Genomic DNA, 15,862 nt, shown 5'->3' with positions numbered 1-15,862 from the left:
ACTTTTTCAGTACGAACCGGAACAAATCATCAAGGTCCCTCGTTTCAAAATCAACCAACGCTGCTTCCACTTCTTTTCCAATTCGCCTAGCATTTCTTTATTTTCTTCCTTGAGCAGGTGTCCTGATTTGCCCATCTATTTCAGCCAAGCGCCGAGTGGTACCCGTTTGTTCTTCGCCTCCGGATCGTACGTTATGTTCGTTTGTCCTTTAGTGATTTTCATCACTTTTTCGGTGATTGCAGCGGAGTATACTGTTTCTGACAGTCCAATGACAACGCGTAAGTATGTTGACCTTAGGCGACCAATCACTCACGAAACGGGGGAGAATCATGAATAACAACGCGACAGAGCCGTCCTTGAATCATCAGCCGTCCATGTTCTGCTTTCAATGCCAGGAAGCATCCAAAGGAACAGGCTGCACCCTTGTCGGGGTATGCGGCAAACCGCATGACGTGGCGAACCTGCAGGATTTGCTGATTTATCTGCTGAAAGGGATCTCTTATCTCAGTCTGGATGTCCGGCTGCCGGAAGTGCTTGAACAGCGCGTATCGCTGTTTATCATGGACTCCTTGTTTGCAACCATTACGAACGCTAACTTTGACCGCGGGGTTTTTGTGGGGAGAATCCAGGAAGCGATCGCGCTCCGCCGCGAGGTGCGTGCTTATTATAACGAACAATATCCGGAAGGAACGGCTTATCTCCCTGATGCTGCCGTCTGGGAAGCGGACAACGAAGCTGCTTTTGATGAAAAAGCTCGTTCGGTTGGTGTCCTCTCCCCCCCCAACGAAGACATCCGTTCGCTGCGCGAATTGATTACGTACGGTTTGAAGGGGATGGCTGCTTATACGTACCACGCGCTTCATCTGGAGCGAGACGACATCGAATTGAACCGATTTATGCGCCGTGCGCTTGCGGCTACGCTGGATGACAGCCTTGAAGTGCAGGATCTGGTCGCTTTGACGATGGAAACCGGCAAATACGGGGTAAACGCCATGGCGATGCTGGACGAAGCAAACACATCCGTGTACGGACATCCGGAAATCACGAAGGTCAATATCGGGGTTCGAAACCGGCCCGGCATTCTCATCAGCGGCCACGACCTGAAGGATTTGGAAGAGCTGCTGAAGCAGACGGAAGGAACCGGCGTGGACGTGTACACGCACAGTGAAATGCTGCCTGCCCATTATTATCCGGCTTTCAAGAAATATGAGCATTTTGTAGGCAATTACGGCAATGCCTGGTGGAAGCAGAACAGCGAATTCGCCTCCTTTAACGGGCCGATTCTGATGACGACCAACTGTATTATTCCGCCGAAGGATAGTTATAAGGACCGCATTTATACGACGGGCAACACCGGCTTTCCGGGTGTCCGCCATATTCCGGAGGCAGCGAACGGCGCTGCCAAGGACTTCTCCGTACTGATCGAGCAGGCAAAAGAGTGCCCGCCCCCAACGGAGCTTGAAACCGGCGAGATCATCGGCGGCTTCGCCCATGCGGCTGTGATGAACGTGGCCGATCAAGTCGTCGATGCCGTGAAATCCGGCGCGATCCGCCGCTTCTTCGTCATGGCCGGCTGCGATGGACGGATGAAATCCCGGAATTATTACACCGATTTTGCAGCTGCACTTCCAAAGGATACGGTCATCCTGACTGCAGGCTGTGCCAAATACAAATACAATAAGCTGGATCTAGGCGAAATCAGCGGAATTCCTCGAGTTCTGGATGCCGGGCAGTGCAATGATTCCTACTCCCTGGTTGTCATTGCCTTGAAGCTGAAGGAGGTATTCGGCCTTGAAGATATCAACGAACTGCCGATTTCCTACAACATTGCCTGGTACGAGCAAAAAGCGGTGATCGTGCTGCTTGCCCTGCTCTATCTTGGCGTCAAAAATATCCACCTGGGCCCTACGCTTCCAGCATTCCTGTCGCCTAACGTGGCCCGAGTCCTCGTGGATAACTTCGGGATCGGCGGCATTACCAATGTGGAAGATGACATGAACCTGTTCCTGGGTGCCTGATTTCTGCATCTAAACCAAAAAGAAGACACACAGGAGGATCCTGTTGTCTTCTTTTGTTTTGGACTTTTTATCCCAGCACTAACTCAAACCGAGCGAAAATATCTTCTTCATACCACATCGTGAAATTCGTTCCCCATGTAGTGTTCAATAGTGTAAACGTAAATTTATGGTTGTCTGGATGGTATTTGTTGTTATAGCTTAGATTGTTATGTGTTCCGATTCCCAACAGAGGGGCATCAATAGGTTTAATATTGATTTTTTTATCGCTGCCATCGTAAATTAACTCTTCAATCATGTGCTGCAGCTTATTTCCGTGACCTACCACTGCAAAAGGTGAAATCACGGTATCCATTTTACGAATCTTCGTTAAGTATGGCGAATTCAAGCGTGGTGTCATGTCAAAAGAATAAATCTCCGGATAACGAATGGCATCTTTATCCTGTAATAAAAGTGCAATTTCTACTTTATCTCCAAATTGATATTTAACCTTTACCACTCTTGGAGCACCATACTCCTCCACAGCTCTTTGGCTGTACTTTAAAGTGGCAATCATCGAATCATTTTCCTTAACTAATTTAATAACATGTGGTGTGAAATGTTCATTCCATTGAATGCGTTTTTGAATTTCCATTCCTGGCTTTAAGAAGTCAATGGCCCACCAATTATGCTGCAATTCACGCAAATAGTTGTAACGCAGGTTATCATAGTCATTTTGCCCGGCAATGGTATAGCTCAGAACGCCGAGTTTGTTGTCCTGATCAAAGTAAAGGATTCCATCCTTTTCTAAGTGGGTAATTGAACCATCGCTAGCAAACATCACTTGATACCCGTTTATCGAAATCAATTCTTCCAAACCACATTCAACACCTTGGTTTTCAAAGATATAATATGGAACTTCGATCAGTTTTTTAATGTGATGTTGATCTTCGGGCTCCAAACAAGCGATTGCACGATCAATGTTCTTGCGTTGTTCTTTCCATGAAGACTCATAAAATGTGTACGAACGATCCGTCCACTCATTATAAGTGAATTTCATTTCGCCAACCGTTGCATCTTTAACAATGCCATAAGCGTAGGTTAAATCGGCATCGGTAATTTGGTCTAAACTGCGCGCTCGCTGGAAGTCTTTCTTTTCATAATTCATATAGTCACTGAAATAGCGTTTGATATCCATTCCCCAAGTATGCTCTGGAACTAACATGGCATAGAAATTAGCATCATCATTTTCGATTTGGTGATCAGACATGTATTTCGTTAAAATCCGGTAATCCCGAATGATTTTCGGATCAGACATCGTTCCGTGAATCCAGGTGTCCCCAATCTCCTCCGTAATCACTGGCAGTTGGTCACGTACTTCCCAAAGTTCATTTGCAAACTGATCCATGGAAGTCATCTCAAGCTCATAGTCTGGATACGCATTCGCCATTTTTGACAAGTAAGCGTTAATTTTCTCTTTTGTTCCTGGACCACTATTATCATGCGTATGCATAAACGCCAGCTTGTTATCCATGCAATCCACTCCGATGACGCCGCCATAGTCGTCTGAATAAGAGACAATGATCTCACTTTCACCATGCTTCCATAGAAATGTATCTGGAACTTCTGGAATGGAGCTCGAGCCATTTACACCAATGTGCAGGAATCTAATTCCTTGACGATATAACTCATCAACAATCCCGATCGTATGTCCTGGGATGTCCGTCATTTTTGCACTTGTCGTTGTGTATCCATAACGAGCATCTAACTTCTTTGAGATGGAGATGATGTAATGTAAAGTTTGAGGTGTCATCGCTTCAGAGTGAAACGTACACGGGATCGCGTGCCAGCGTATGTAACCTTTCTTGATGGCGTCGTCCAGCTTTTGACAAGCTTCTTCATCCATGTTTTTGAAGTAATATTCAATAATAAAGCTGCCTGTTGTCCAAACAAAGTCTTTGCCCTCTTTTCTTAAGTCTTCAGCCAAAGTGATCGCGTTTTGAATGTATTCATGGCAATACTTGTGCAGGACATTTTCTGCCAAATCGGTAAAACCAATGTCCAAATGAGTTTTGTTGACCACATAGATTTTTTTCATTGCTATCCTCACGCCTTTCTTAGTCATCATACGTCGTGAATATCTACTAACAAGAAAATGAATTTGGATCGTGTTATCTGATATGATAAACGCCCGAACGACATCATTCTTTGAACGAACGAGACAACATTTTGTATGGTGTGGACATGATCATGAATAAAGGAACAGAGTAAAAAAAGGGCCCATTTCATTTCGAATGGTCCCTTGCTTCTTTTCTTATGGCTTGACAGTTCCGTTAATCTTATCAAAATACGGGGCCATCTTGGAGACGAGGCGGTTCACTTAACGTTCATCCTCTGGTTCATCATAAACCACAACGGTTTTACTTTCTTCTTCCCATTGGACGGTTGCACTCAATGCCTCACTTATAAAACGCACTGGCACATAAGTACTGCCTTTTGTAATAGTGGCTGGCGCATCCAAAGAGACGTTGGTGCCATTGACTGTTGCAGTCTTACTGTCAACCACCAGTTTGATGCTCACCCCATCCTTCATAACCATAATGGAGCGTTCTTCAGGATTCCATGCTACTTCCGCATTCAAAGACTCAGCTATGGTGCGAAAGGGAACAAACGTATTGCCTTTTTTGAGAAAAGGCTCAGTGGCAGAAGCTTCTCCATTCACATATAGCTTTACTTTTTCCTGATCACCCGCTTTTTCTTGAAGTTTTCCCATGGTTTTGTACAGGTCCAAATTTGTAAAATTTGCTTTAATGGCTTCTTCCTGCAAATACACTGCGTCCGTCACGCTACCATTTTCTTCAAGCATTTTCGCTGCTGTTTCCAATGCTTTATCCTGTTCTTTGATGACTTCAAGTTCCTTTTTTTGTTCTTCTGTCAGCTCAGTCGCATATGTTGTAAGCAATATGTCTGCCAATACGGCACCTGCAGGTTTATCTTTCACATGTTGAATAGCATTTAGCAAACCCTTGTATCCTTGGGAACCCTTCTTCTCAGATTCTGATGTGTTGTTGTCTGACTTCTCGGTCTCCGATGTTGATGAATCCTTAATTTGGCCATCGTCAGTGACCACCGTTACTGGAGACTCGACTTCCTGGGTCTGTTTCACCTCAATTTGAGATTCCTTTTTTTCAGGTGCTTTTGACGATACCTCGTTTTTTGTTTTCCCGGGTGGAGTGTTTCCCGATTTGGCTGAGGTAGTGCCTGCGGACGCAAGTATTAATGCCAGACTGGTTAGCAAGATGACTGTTTTTTTCACTGAAGATTCCTCCTGAAGAAAAAAATATATGCTCCTTCATTATCGGCAGAATAAAAAAGTTCTGATAGGAATTTAATGAAGAATTTCAACTCCACTTGGATCTTCGACCAGGTTCATCTTTACCCTGTTATTATATCTTCTAACTTATCCTTCATTTTTACGAAGCACTTATATGTACATCTAAGGCGATAATGCCTAATAAATGGATGCCTTGCCTTTAACCCTTCAGTCTCTGCTCTTGCGCTTCCTGACTCGTCAATGACTTATTATATTATTATTTCATTTCATTAATATATTCTTGAACAAAACTATCAATCTGTTTTTTTGTAACTAGTAAACATAATGCCGGTCCAGTTTCAGTAGCTATATATTGATTTATTTCTCCTGCATCTAGTACAAATATTAGCCTATAAAGAACATCATCTATACCGTTTCTTGGTGATTCAGGAGTATAATATATAGATAGGCCAGGATCTTGTGTTGTAAATACCTTTGGAGTGATTGTATCTATATTTTTCATATCCAAAAAAGCAGAAATTAGATCCTTCTGTAAACAAGAAATATCGGCTTTCAATTCTGGAAAGTTAGTACCAAAACGAAAAAAGACAGTGCTGATTATCCCTTCTTCTTCTTTTTCTTTTAATATAATCTCAAATTCACAACCATTAAATGGGTACGCTGCATCCTTTAAGATGGCCATACTTCTCCTCTTTTCTCGATAATTTACCAACTCCAATTACTAAGTTGCCAAACTACCTTTAGAGCGTTTTGAAAGTATACAGTCGAAATATATAAACCCGTAGATTATGTAGTAGGTTTACTTATTCGATCCTTTTACTGATCTATCCTACCCGTTAGATGAGGAAAAAGGCAGCCGCTTTGGGGTCGGTTGCCTTCAAATGTCTTCATTAAGCTATCGTGTTCCGCACAATCTGCTAATCCATCGTAATATCTACTACTTGTTTCGCGAATGCAGCATAGGGTTTGACTAGATCCGGCCTTTGATCAATAGACCACCTAAGGTTATCAAAAGCCCGTAATAACAGATAATTCCTTATGCCAGAAAGGTCTTCTCTAATTATTCCGTACCCATCTATAAACGCTTCGAATTCTTCAGCATTTGGGCTTTCATCCAGCCCTAGGATTTGGTAATGCATCAATTGAGCAACAGTTGCATGTGGTACCACGCTTACTTTTGCATTCCAATCCAGCAAGATCACTTGGTTTGCCTGATTGATAATCGTATTCTTTAAGGAGATATCACCATGGATTAATCCGAATCGGAACGGTTCACTCTTTATATCCTCAAACCGTTGTTTTATTCTCTGTGATTCCGCCTGATTGATTACTCCATGTTCAATCAAGGGATCATGCTCAGTCAAACTATTAATATTATGCTGTACATACCCTTGCCATGTACCGTCTGATCCAGCATGAGGTGGTGACTGAAACTCTCCGTGGACAGGATCAATCAGATTTTCCCCGTATCCCTTCACTTGAATAGAATCAATAAGCTTGGCATATTCGCCCAGTCTTCTCCAAATAATAGACTTTTGTACAGTACTGTCTCCCCCGTTGACTCCCTCAATAAAGCCTTGAATCATATATGCTGTCTCATCAACAATGCCAATGGACATGACCTTAGGTCCAGGAACGCCTACTTCAGCTGCTTGCTCAATACACCATTTCTCTTTGATAAAGCTTTGATATTCATCCTTTACGTTCATGCGGACAACCACTTTATTGATCTCTGTTTCAACTACGCATACCTGATTTGTGATGCCTTTTCCTTCGATCTGATAAGAGGTTTTAACTTCTTCCTGAAGAAAATGGCCTGCAATTCGTGCTGCTTGTTTAACTAAAGACTCATTCATTGTGAGTTGTATCCTCCCTCAAGTACCCTGCTTTGAATAGTTTACCACGAACTTATTTGGGAGATCGTTTGATGAACTATACTGCCCGTTAGCTTAATAAAATGAGCAGGCTGCAGCAGCCTGCTCAACATCAAGTTTTATTCAACTAACGTTCACCGTTCGTTTATTTCAATCAACACTTTCCTATCAGATATTCCCTGCTACAAGTTTACGCTCCTCATATCCGGATATCGGGTTCCGAAGGCCGCTCCTTTGGGAGCAGTTTCGTCAATTCGCACCAAATCCTCTTTAGTCAGTTCGACTGAGATAGCACCGATATTTTCCTCCAGGTACTTCCTGCGTTTGGTTCCCGGAATGGGTACGATGTCGTCTCCTTGTGCCAACAGCCAAGATAAAGCTAATTGGGACGGCATGACACCTTTCTCGGCGGCTATTTCTTTTACTCGTCTTACGAGTTCCAAATTTTTAATGAAATTATCACCTTGAAACCGGGGTGAGAACCGTCGATAATCATCATCCGCCAAGTCTTCAAACTTTTGGATTTGACCTGTAAGAAATCCGCGTCCGAGTGGACTGTATGGCACAAAGCCAATACCGAGTTCGCGACAAACCGGCAAAATCTCATCCTCCACATCGCGGCTCCAGAGTGAATACTCCGTCTGCAGCGCCGTGATCGGGTGTACGGCGTGCGCTCGCCGAATAGTCGCAGCGGCGGCTTCTGATAACCCGATATAACGGACTTTGCCCTCACTCACCAGTTCGGCCATAGCGCCGACCGTCTCTTCGATCGGCGTATTTGGGTCTACCCTGTGCTGATAGTACAGGTCGATATAGTCAATGCCAAGGCGCCGAAGGCTGGCGTCACAAGCTGCTTTTACATATTCCGGACTGCCGTTGATCCCCAGAAATTTACCATCTTCACTTCGCACATTGCCGAATTTCGTTGCCAGAATGACTTCGCTGCGCCGGCCTTTCACCGCTCTGCCGATTAGCTCTTCGTTTTTCCCGACGCCATACATATCAGCCGTGTCCAGAAAAGTAACTCCCACTTCTATAGCTCTATGTATGGTCCGAATGGCCTCTTCTTCATCACGACCGCTGTAAAAGTCGGACATGCCCATACAACCGAGTCCGAGCGCTGATACCTTTAAGCCGCTGTTACCTAACGATCTTTGCTTCATTATTCTTTCACACCTTTCCATCCAAGAATTGGAATATATTCATCTTACATCTTAAAGTACACTCTAAGGCAAGCATTATTTATCTTCCCCTCACTTGATCGCAACCTTATCGACGGGCCATGGCGACGTTCTAGGCGAATAACAGCAGAAAGACTATAATGATGAAAGAATAAGTTTGTAAGGAGTTCGGTAAGATGCCTAAGAAAATTGCCCCTGCTTTTCAATTTATCGGGAATCATCCAGCACTGGATTTTATCAATACGAAGATTGCGGTGGGCGGACAACCCGTAGAATTACTGTGTAGCTGGGAAGACGTGCTTGAATGGTTATCCCTAATGAGTTTCTACACGAAAGAACAACTCGATGCTGTGATACAGAAATGGGAGTACGGGAAAGGAGAATCGCTGGTTGAGGAAGCAATAGCGCTTAGAAAAAGTATGCTCACGATGGTCCAGAATAGAACGCGGAATATCGAAGTCTCGGAAGAGGACATGTCATGTATCAACAAGGTACTTCAAGAGCAGGTCATCACCACCAAACTGATCAGAACCGATCACCGATTTGCTGCCGAGAAGCAGGTTGCCCTTCGGAAACCGAGCGATTTACTCATTCCCGTAGCAGAGGCTGCCGTCGATCTATTCTGTCATTATGATATTCGTCTGATCAAGAAGTGCGAGAACCCGGCATGCGTACTTTATTTTTATGACAATAGCAGGAACAGTACCCGCCGATGGTGCAGCCAGAAAACGTGCGGCAACCGCATGAAAGTCACGGCCTATTTGGAGCGGCATAAAAATAAAGATACCACGGAGTCCTAGATTCATAATTGTCTAGGACTCTTTTTTTGCAGTCATTTATTAATACCCATATTTAACGTTTACAGGTTAAATAAAACAATATATAATACCCATAAGAAGTTTATGATGGTTAAAAAAGGAGGTGTAATACGTGATTGGTGTGTATCATGCCGGGGAATTGGCCGTTCAAAAGCTGGCGGGTGAAGAATTCCTCGCGGAACAGAACAGTAAAAGCATAAGGTCTGTTATTTTTAAGGGTGCCATGGCATTTATCCAGACACAATCCATGATCATTGCTTCCACTGTTGGTGAGAACGGGAAGGTATGGATTTCCTTTTTAACCGGTGAACCAGGGTTCATCAGCGCTGCATCGGAGACTATGGTAACCATCATGGCCTGTCCTCCTGCAAGCGATCCCCTCATCAAAAATTTGCTTTCTAACCCGGAGATCGGATTGCTTGCGATCGATTTCAACCGAAGAATCCGAATGAGAATAAATGGAAAGGGAGAAATCGATGAGAGCGGACGATTGACAGTCACAACGGAGCAGGTATACGGTAACTGCCCCAAATACATACAGAAGCGATCGCTCCAACCGAGTGGGGGGTTCCGCCGGACGCAAAGACATGCACAACACAGCAACAAGATAAGTTCCGAGCAACAGGAATGGATTCGCCTAGCGGATACTTTTTTTATTGGCAGCGCAAGTTTGGAAGGGAAAATGGACGCCTCTCATCGTGGAGGTCATCCTGGGTTCGTAGAATTGTTGGATGAGAGTACCCTTCTTTTTCCGGATTATTTCGGGAATTCCATGTTTAATACGCTTGGCAATCTTTACAGCAATCCGAACACCGGTATGTTGTTTATTGACTTTCAAGCGGGACATTCACTTCAACTGACCGGGCGCTCCTATATCATTTGGGATAAGTGCCAGATTGCTCTTCATCCGGGGGCAGAGCGGCTGGTTCGGTTTGAGATCGATGAAGTTCTGTATATTGAAAATGACACGCCGATTATCTGGGACTTTCATGAGTTTTCCCCTGCAAATCCATCTCTTGTACGCAATTAATAAAAATGAAATTGGAGGTATTCAAAATGTCAGTTTCCAATAAATTTGTCATCATCATTCAAGCGAATCAACAGGATCTCGGTAAGGCAGTTCATGGTTTGTTGTACGGGCAGGAGCTGCACGAAGAGGGCTTTGAGGTTGCAGTTCTCTTTGACGGAGCCGGAACGGAGTGGCCAAACGAACTCAGCAAGGCGGATCATCCATTTAACGGTTTGTATAAGCAGGTGTTGAAATCGGGGATCGTGAAGGGCGGCTGCCAAGCCTGTTCGGGATTCTTCGACGTGGAGGACGAAATCCAGGAAGCTGGGATCTCTTTGGTCGGAAACGAATTGACCGGGGGACATATTCCGTTCGCACAATATATAAAGGATGGCTTTTTCCCAATCGTTCTGTAAATGAGCAGGATAAGGACCACACGTAAAATTTATAGTATTCTGCCTGTTAGTTTAAGAAAAAGGCAACCGGCTTTTGTGGCGGCTGCCTTCAAATGTCTTCATGGAGCTATCGTTCCCCGATAGCTTATTACTTCAAGTCTTTCATCACCCTTAACTCAATCTCAGCACCTGATTCAACAAGAAGATAGATATGCTCGTTGCGCCTAGGGTCTGTACAATAATTCTCAAACGATTGGGAAGATGGAAACCAGATGATATGAATCTCAATGAGACGATCAGGGCTTTGGAGTCTTCTTTCCATTTTCGCGCCGTGCTCATTAAGTAAAGGTAGTACATGACTTTCATATTCATTAAATTTCTCTACGCCTTCTTCCGGAATCTTTGCCGTCATTACGTAAAGCTGAGCAATGGACTTTTCATTCACCGGAGCACCTCCAACCTGAAGCATTTGATCCAGCTTCGCAAACTGGATCCCTTATACCAAACCATTTCACATATTCATTATACAGCAATTGGAAGTATCCTTACCGTTAGCAGAACGCGGCTGCCGATCATACGGCAGCCCGCGTATTTGTGTATTTATTGAGCTATCGTTCTCCGTTAGTTTTATGTCTACAAATTGCCTCTGGCGACTAGGCTCGTCCAAAAGCTTGGAGCATTTTTAATTCGATCCGTAAAACGAGCGTTTATGGCTGCAGATCACCTGAGACAATATCCAATTGCAAATGGTCCACGGAGACCGTGGACCATTGCTTATTTTCTGTAGCTTCTGTAATAAAAGTAACTATCATTTTCCATATAAAATTGGTTATCCCCTATAGGCGTTCGTTTTTCAAGCAATTTAAATCCACATTTTTCAGCCAATTTGTTCGAGGGAACATTGGCACAATTAATTGTCAGGATTAAATACTTAACATCAGATACCTCAAAGCACCATTCTGCCAAGGCACTTATCGCTTCTCTGGTATATCCGTTCCTTTGGTGCTTTTCTGACATGAAATATCCCAGTTCGATTTCATTTAGCTTCTCTTTAAGCCCCACTCCTATGCTACCAATCATCTCATCGGTGTTTGGCAAGGCAATCGCGTAGGAACGGCCAATGGAAATATCCGTATTATCCGATTGCTTTTGATACTGATCAATCAATCCATAATAATCCTTCGGATGTGCGCGTCCGTCAGCCCAATCTGGCATATAGCGGTATACAGCCGATTCCCTGGCAATTGAATAAAATCTTTTAGCATCTTTTTTTTCCAATGTTCTTATAACAACATTTTGAGTTTCTATGCGCATGGCAGATACTCCTCCTAATACAAATTTTGTTCGCTGCTCATTTGTTTACCTATTAACATACACACAATTGACAGGGGGCCACTTTACATTCACTAACGGCTTTCGTCTTCAAGTCCCCTCGCCAATTCTTGTTTCAATTCTGCTGGACTCATGTAAAGTAAAGAAAAGAAAAGAGCTTTTCATCGTTTAAAAAGTCATCCGCAGTATAGTCAGGCTTGTGCTTCAAACAGTTTATCACACACTTTTTTGGAAAGTACGTTTATAACTAAACTATACTGTCCGTTAGCTTAACGAAAAATGAAACAGTTGCCAACGGCAAGTTAGTTTCGATGAGTTAGCTATAATGCGCTCTTTTTCCGATACAAACCGTGAAGCTCGGTTGTTCTGCCTTACTGTAGCTTTGTCACTCCGTTCGGAAGTTCGGAAGCCGGCGGCCAGACGATCGCTCCGCTGCGGTTCACGTACCCTCTGATTTCCTCGCGCGAATTCGGAACGAGCAAACTGATCACCGCCAATTCGCCTTTAAAATCGTCAGCCCAATAAAATTTCGACTTGATCACAAAACGGCCGGATGTATTGATATAGCCGTACCTCTGCCCCTGGCTGGCCGGAGCCAGGCCGCCCTTGAACAAACCTCCGGCTTTAAAGCCCTGGATGACTTTGTTACCCTTCTTGTTGATATAGAAGGTGACTCCATTACGCTCGACAAAAGCCAGTCCTTCCGAGAACGGCTGCGCCATGCTGAACTGCGGTGTTAGCAGGTAATTGCCGTTTTTGTCGATGTACCCATATTTTCCGTTCACGTAAACTACTGCCGCCCCGTTTGAAAACGGATCGGCGTGATCATACCGGGGTGTAATGCGGAGCTTGCCGGTGGTGTCGATATAGCCGTATTTGCCGCCGTACGCAAGCATTACGGCCGCCATACCTTCGGAAAAATCGGACGTCGAGCTATACCGGTATGGAATGACCAGCTCGCCCTCCGTGTTGATGTACCCCGCTGCTTTGCCCACATTGACCCGAGCCAGACCTTCGGAGAAATTATACGCATTGGCGTAGATGGGCTGTATGATCACCTTGCCATGGCTGTCTATATATCCGTACCGTGTCGCCGTACCTCCGTCAGCGTTCTGAACCTGCGTCGTATACAGCGCACGGTCATTAAAAAGAACGCTGGCACCTCTCAACTTGTATTCGAACAGCTCACTGCCCGCCGAACTGAAGTAATATTGCTTTTTAGCCGCATGGTCCTCGACATACACCTTCCCTCCGGATACTCCTGAATATCCGTATCCGTCGTACAACGGCTCGATAATCTCCTTGCCTTTGCCGTTGATGAAACCGTATTTTCCGTTAACTTCAATCAGATACAGTTGATCGCCTGTCTGCGCCTGTATAGCGGTCGCACTGGCAGCTTGAGATTGCCCCGCCACGTTTGTACTGAATACCATCGTCGTAAATATAAGAATAACAGCCATCTTTTTAAGCAACTGTTGTCCACGCTCCCTCAGAGACTATTTTCCATTCTTTAGTATTGACGACGCTTGTACCAGTTTTGTTGTGAGTGACTGGGAATAAATCACAAAAGCATTCGCTTAATCCCACATGTCTCCCGCCCACATATTGCTGATCAGAAAATGCTGTTTCTTTCCGGAGGCTTACGGACACAGGAGCTGCTATTTAGTGAAATATGATGATTCCTTACTTATAGGACCCAGCTCTCTTAGCTGTAATTCATCGTAGGCAGGATCAGGCCAAACCCTATGTTTCATTAGGACTTCGATTCATTGACAGCGGTCTCGATGTAAGATTTCAAAGTCTTGATGAACGTGCGCATGGCGTATCCGACATATCTGTCGTTGCGGTAAATCAGACAAAAGTCCTGAGATGGCGTAGGATGCCTCAGGTCCAAGACTTTGATGTCTGAATGGTGAAGATTGTCCAGGAGCATTTTCGGCAGAATGCAGGAGCCAACTCCGCTCTGCACCATCTGGAGAAGGGAGGATAACGTTGTCGTCACCATATGCGGCTGCAAAGTAAACCCTTGGTCCATGCAAAAGCGGTCAATCAGCATGCGGTATTGATGATCGGGCGGGAACATGACCATCTTCAAGGTCTGCAGTTTGTTTAAGGGGATGAAGCTTTCCGTGGCAAGAGGATCATTCTTGCTTACCGCCAATAAGAACTCCTCGTGATACAGGGGAATAGACGTGATACGTGTATCGATAACAGGGCCAACGGTTACGCCGAAATCGATGCTTCGGTCCAGAACTTGTTCTGTTATTTTCATGGTTTCCAGAAGAGACAGTGAGATGGTGGGATAGGTCTGATGGAAATTCAGTAAAAAGGCTTCAAACATGAATTCCGCGTCACCGGGCAAGACACCGATGGATAACGATCCGCCTTGCATATGCTTCAAATCAACAATAGCGTCAGTCGCTTGTTGTAGATGCCCGAACATGGCAGCAGCATGTTTTTGAAGAATCGTTCCGGCTTCAGTTAGTACTATTTTTTTCCCCACGCGATCGAATAATAGCACCCCTAACTCTTCTTCCAATCTCCTGATCTGCTGGCTGATGTTGGGTGGGCTGACTCCCATCTTTTCGGCTGCTCTCGTGAAGTGAAGCTCCTCACAAATCGCCATAAAATACTGTAGTTGTTTTAACTCCATGACTAACACCCGCTCTCACATTGCATGGCTGAATGAATATTCAATGATTATTGTCTTGCCATCTTATTTGTCTGTCAATGAACAATCGTTAACTCATACTTAACGTTTCGGTAATGCCCACTGCATTGATGGTAATCTTCATGAGACCTAAACTAGGAACGTATCAAGCGTCTCACTATAAAGGAGGGAATCGACGTGTCTGAAATGATTATCAACACGGCAAAAACCGGACGTCAATTGGTGCTGCAGCAGGTAAAAGCAATCCCTGAGGAATTGTTCGATATTCAAGCGGCAGGTTTCAACAATACAATCCGTTGGAATCTCGGCCATATGATTTATTGGATGGATAAGTATTCTCCTTTGGTTTTTGGCTCCCCATCGGCCATACCGGACTCGTATGAAGCGCTGTTTAACACAGGAACAAAACCCTTGGACTGGACGTTTAATCCTCCATCGAAGGAAGAGCTGGTCGAAATGTTAACAGCGCAGCTGTCCCGCATATCTGATCTGGTGCCTGAAATGCTGGGCGAGAAGCTTTCTAATCCGTTTTCCTTGGGACCGTTCCAATTCAGCACCCCAGGCGAGCTGTTAAACTTCACTCTGATTCACGAAGCTTTCCACCTTGGAACGATATCAAGCCAGTTAAAGGTCCTGTCGCGCTAACCAAGGAATTTTCCGTCATTGGTATCCCGACTTTTGGCCCCCCTATCTTTGCTAACCTATAGGTTGTTGAACAAAAAATGTAAGGAGCACTTCACCGTAGCGAAATGCTCCTTGCAGATTGAACTATCGTTTCTCGTTAGGTTAATCAACAATTCCTTAAATAACTATGTCATTTCGCATAACTGAACAAATTTTAAAGAATAAAGGATCCTCTGACTGCCTCTACAGCCGGAGAATCCCTATTAAAGTAACGTGCCCTTTAGGCCGCTGGGCCAACCTCACAACTAAACTGGAACGTAGGTCAACCTGATCACGTTCTCGCCAATTCGATCGCTTGCCACGAGGCGCAGCGGCGGACGCGGACCGGCGAAGAACGGCTTGCCGTGACCCAGCACGACTGGATGGAGATAGAGTCGATACTCATCAACGAGTCCGAGCTCCGTTAGACTGTGGGCCAACTCCGGCCCGGCAACTTCAATCTCCCCTTCATGCTGAGCCTTCAGCCCACGTATGGCCGCTGCGAGGTCGCCCTCGATCAGAGAAGCGTTCGGACCGACGGACTTTAACGTCCTCGACACCACCCACTTCGGTTTGCTTTGCCACGCCGCT

Annotated in this window: 15 protein-coding genes; 5 read left to right on the top strand and 10 right to left on the bottom strand. The window is 44.8% G+C overall.

Going from position 1 to position 15,862, the window contains the following annotated elements:
* Window positions 1-329 precede the first annotated feature (329 nt).
* Complete coding sequence (gene hcp / locus C7820_RS26980; protein WP_181909213.1) at window positions 330-2,018, top strand: hydroxylamine reductase; 1,689 nt, start codon at window positions 330-332, stop codon at window positions 2,016-2,018.
* 67 nt (window positions 2,019-2,085) lie between these two features.
* Here hcp and C7820_RS26975 read toward each other — a convergent pair whose 3' ends face one another.
* The 5 genes from C7820_RS26975 to C7820_RS26955 form a co-directional block, all read right to left on the bottom strand.
* Entirely contained in the window at window positions 2,086-4,092 is a 2,007-nt protein-coding gene (locus C7820_RS26975) for a DUF5054 domain-containing protein (protein ID WP_181909212.1), read from the bottom strand.
* 282 nt (window positions 4,093-4,374) lie between these two features.
* Entirely contained in the window at window positions 4,375-5,310 is a 936-nt protein-coding gene (locus C7820_RS26970) for a copper amine oxidase N-terminal domain-containing protein (protein WP_116233647.1), read from the bottom strand.
* A gap of 274 nt (window positions 5,311-5,584) precedes the next feature.
* A complete protein-coding gene (locus C7820_RS26965; RefSeq protein ID WP_089548898.1) occupies window positions 5,585-6,010 on the bottom strand; it encodes a hypothetical protein in 426 nt (141 codons plus the stop codon).
* 235 nt (window positions 6,011-6,245) lie between these two features.
* Window positions 6,246-7,184, bottom strand: a complete 939-nt coding sequence (locus C7820_RS26960) for a phosphotransferase family protein (protein ID WP_116233646.1) — start codon at window positions 7,182-7,184, stop codon at window positions 6,246-6,248.
* 200 nt (window positions 7,185-7,384) lie between these two features.
* On the bottom strand, window positions 7,385-8,365 hold the full coding sequence (locus C7820_RS26955) for an aldo/keto reductase (RefSeq protein ID WP_116233645.1): 981 nt from the start codon (window positions 8,363-8,365) through the stop codon (window positions 7,385-7,387).
* Between the two features lie 194 nt (window positions 8,366-8,559).
* On the opposite strand from C7820_RS26955, the gene C7820_RS26950 reads away from it, so the two are divergent.
* The 3 genes from C7820_RS26950 (at window position 8,560) to C7820_RS26940 (ending at window position 10,626) form a co-directional block, all read left to right on the top strand.
* Complete coding sequence (locus tag C7820_RS26950) at window positions 8,560-9,183, top strand: CGNR zinc finger domain-containing protein (RefSeq protein WP_116233644.1); 624 nt, start codon at window positions 8,560-8,562, stop codon at window positions 9,181-9,183.
* Between the two features lie 130 nt (window positions 9,184-9,313).
* Entirely contained in the window at window positions 9,314-10,231 is a 918-nt protein-coding gene (locus C7820_RS26945) for a pyridoxamine 5'-phosphate oxidase family protein (RefSeq protein ID WP_258875459.1), read from the top strand.
* Window positions 10,232-10,257: 26 nt separating this feature from the next.
* Window positions 10,258-10,626 (top strand): hypothetical protein, encoded by a 369-nt coding sequence (locus tag C7820_RS26940; protein WP_076176581.1) that lies wholly within the window; start codon window positions 10,258-10,260, stop codon window positions 10,624-10,626.
* A 127-nt stretch (window positions 10,627-10,753) separates the two neighbouring features.
* Here the strand turns inward: C7820_RS26940 and C7820_RS26935 are convergent, their stop codons facing one another.
* From C7820_RS26935 to C7820_RS26920, 4 genes are all read right to left on the bottom strand, one after another.
* On the bottom strand, window positions 10,754-11,050 hold the full coding sequence (locus C7820_RS26935) for a hypothetical protein (protein WP_220376677.1): 297 nt from the start codon (window positions 11,048-11,050) through the stop codon (window positions 10,754-10,756).
* Between the two features lie 329 nt (window positions 11,051-11,379).
* Window positions 11,380-11,919: a GNAT family N-acetyltransferase gene (locus tag C7820_RS26930; RefSeq protein WP_076176579.1), complete on the bottom strand. Its 540-nt coding sequence runs from the start codon at window positions 11,917-11,919 to the stop codon at window positions 11,380-11,382.
* A gap of 389 nt (window positions 11,920-12,308) precedes the next feature.
* Window positions 12,309-13,409: a WG repeat-containing protein gene (locus C7820_RS26925; RefSeq protein WP_116233642.1), complete on the bottom strand. Its 1,101-nt coding sequence runs from the start codon at window positions 13,407-13,409 to the stop codon at window positions 12,309-12,311.
* A gap of 281 nt (window positions 13,410-13,690) precedes the next feature.
* Window positions 13,691-14,590, bottom strand: coding sequence for a LysR family transcriptional regulator (locus tag C7820_RS26920; protein ID WP_116233641.1), 900 nt, complete (start codon window positions 14,588-14,590; stop codon window positions 13,691-13,693).
* Between the two features lie 195 nt (window positions 14,591-14,785).
* Here C7820_RS26920 and C7820_RS26915 point away from each other — a divergent pair, with 195 nt between their 5' ends.
* Window positions 14,786-15,253, top strand: coding sequence for a DinB family protein (locus tag C7820_RS26915; RefSeq protein WP_116233640.1), 468 nt, complete (start codon window positions 14,786-14,788; stop codon window positions 15,251-15,253).
* Between the two features lie 284 nt (window positions 15,254-15,537).
* Here the strand turns inward: C7820_RS26915 and C7820_RS26910 are convergent, their stop codons facing one another.
* On the bottom strand, window positions 15,538-15,831 hold the full coding sequence (locus C7820_RS26910; protein WP_258875458.1) for a dihydrofolate reductase family protein: 294 nt from the start codon (window positions 15,829-15,831) through the stop codon (window positions 15,538-15,540).
* Window positions 15,832-15,862 lie beyond the last annotated feature (31 nt).

Source organism: Paenibacillus sp. VMFN-D1 (genome assembly GCF_003386155.1).
In the GTDB taxonomy this organism is placed as follows: Bacteria; Bacillota; Bacilli; order Paenibacillales; family Paenibacillaceae; genus Paenibacillus_AQ; species Paenibacillus_AQ favisporus.
The sequence above is the reverse complement of the archived record's forward strand: the minus strand, read 5'-3'. Positions and strand labels throughout refer to the sequence as shown.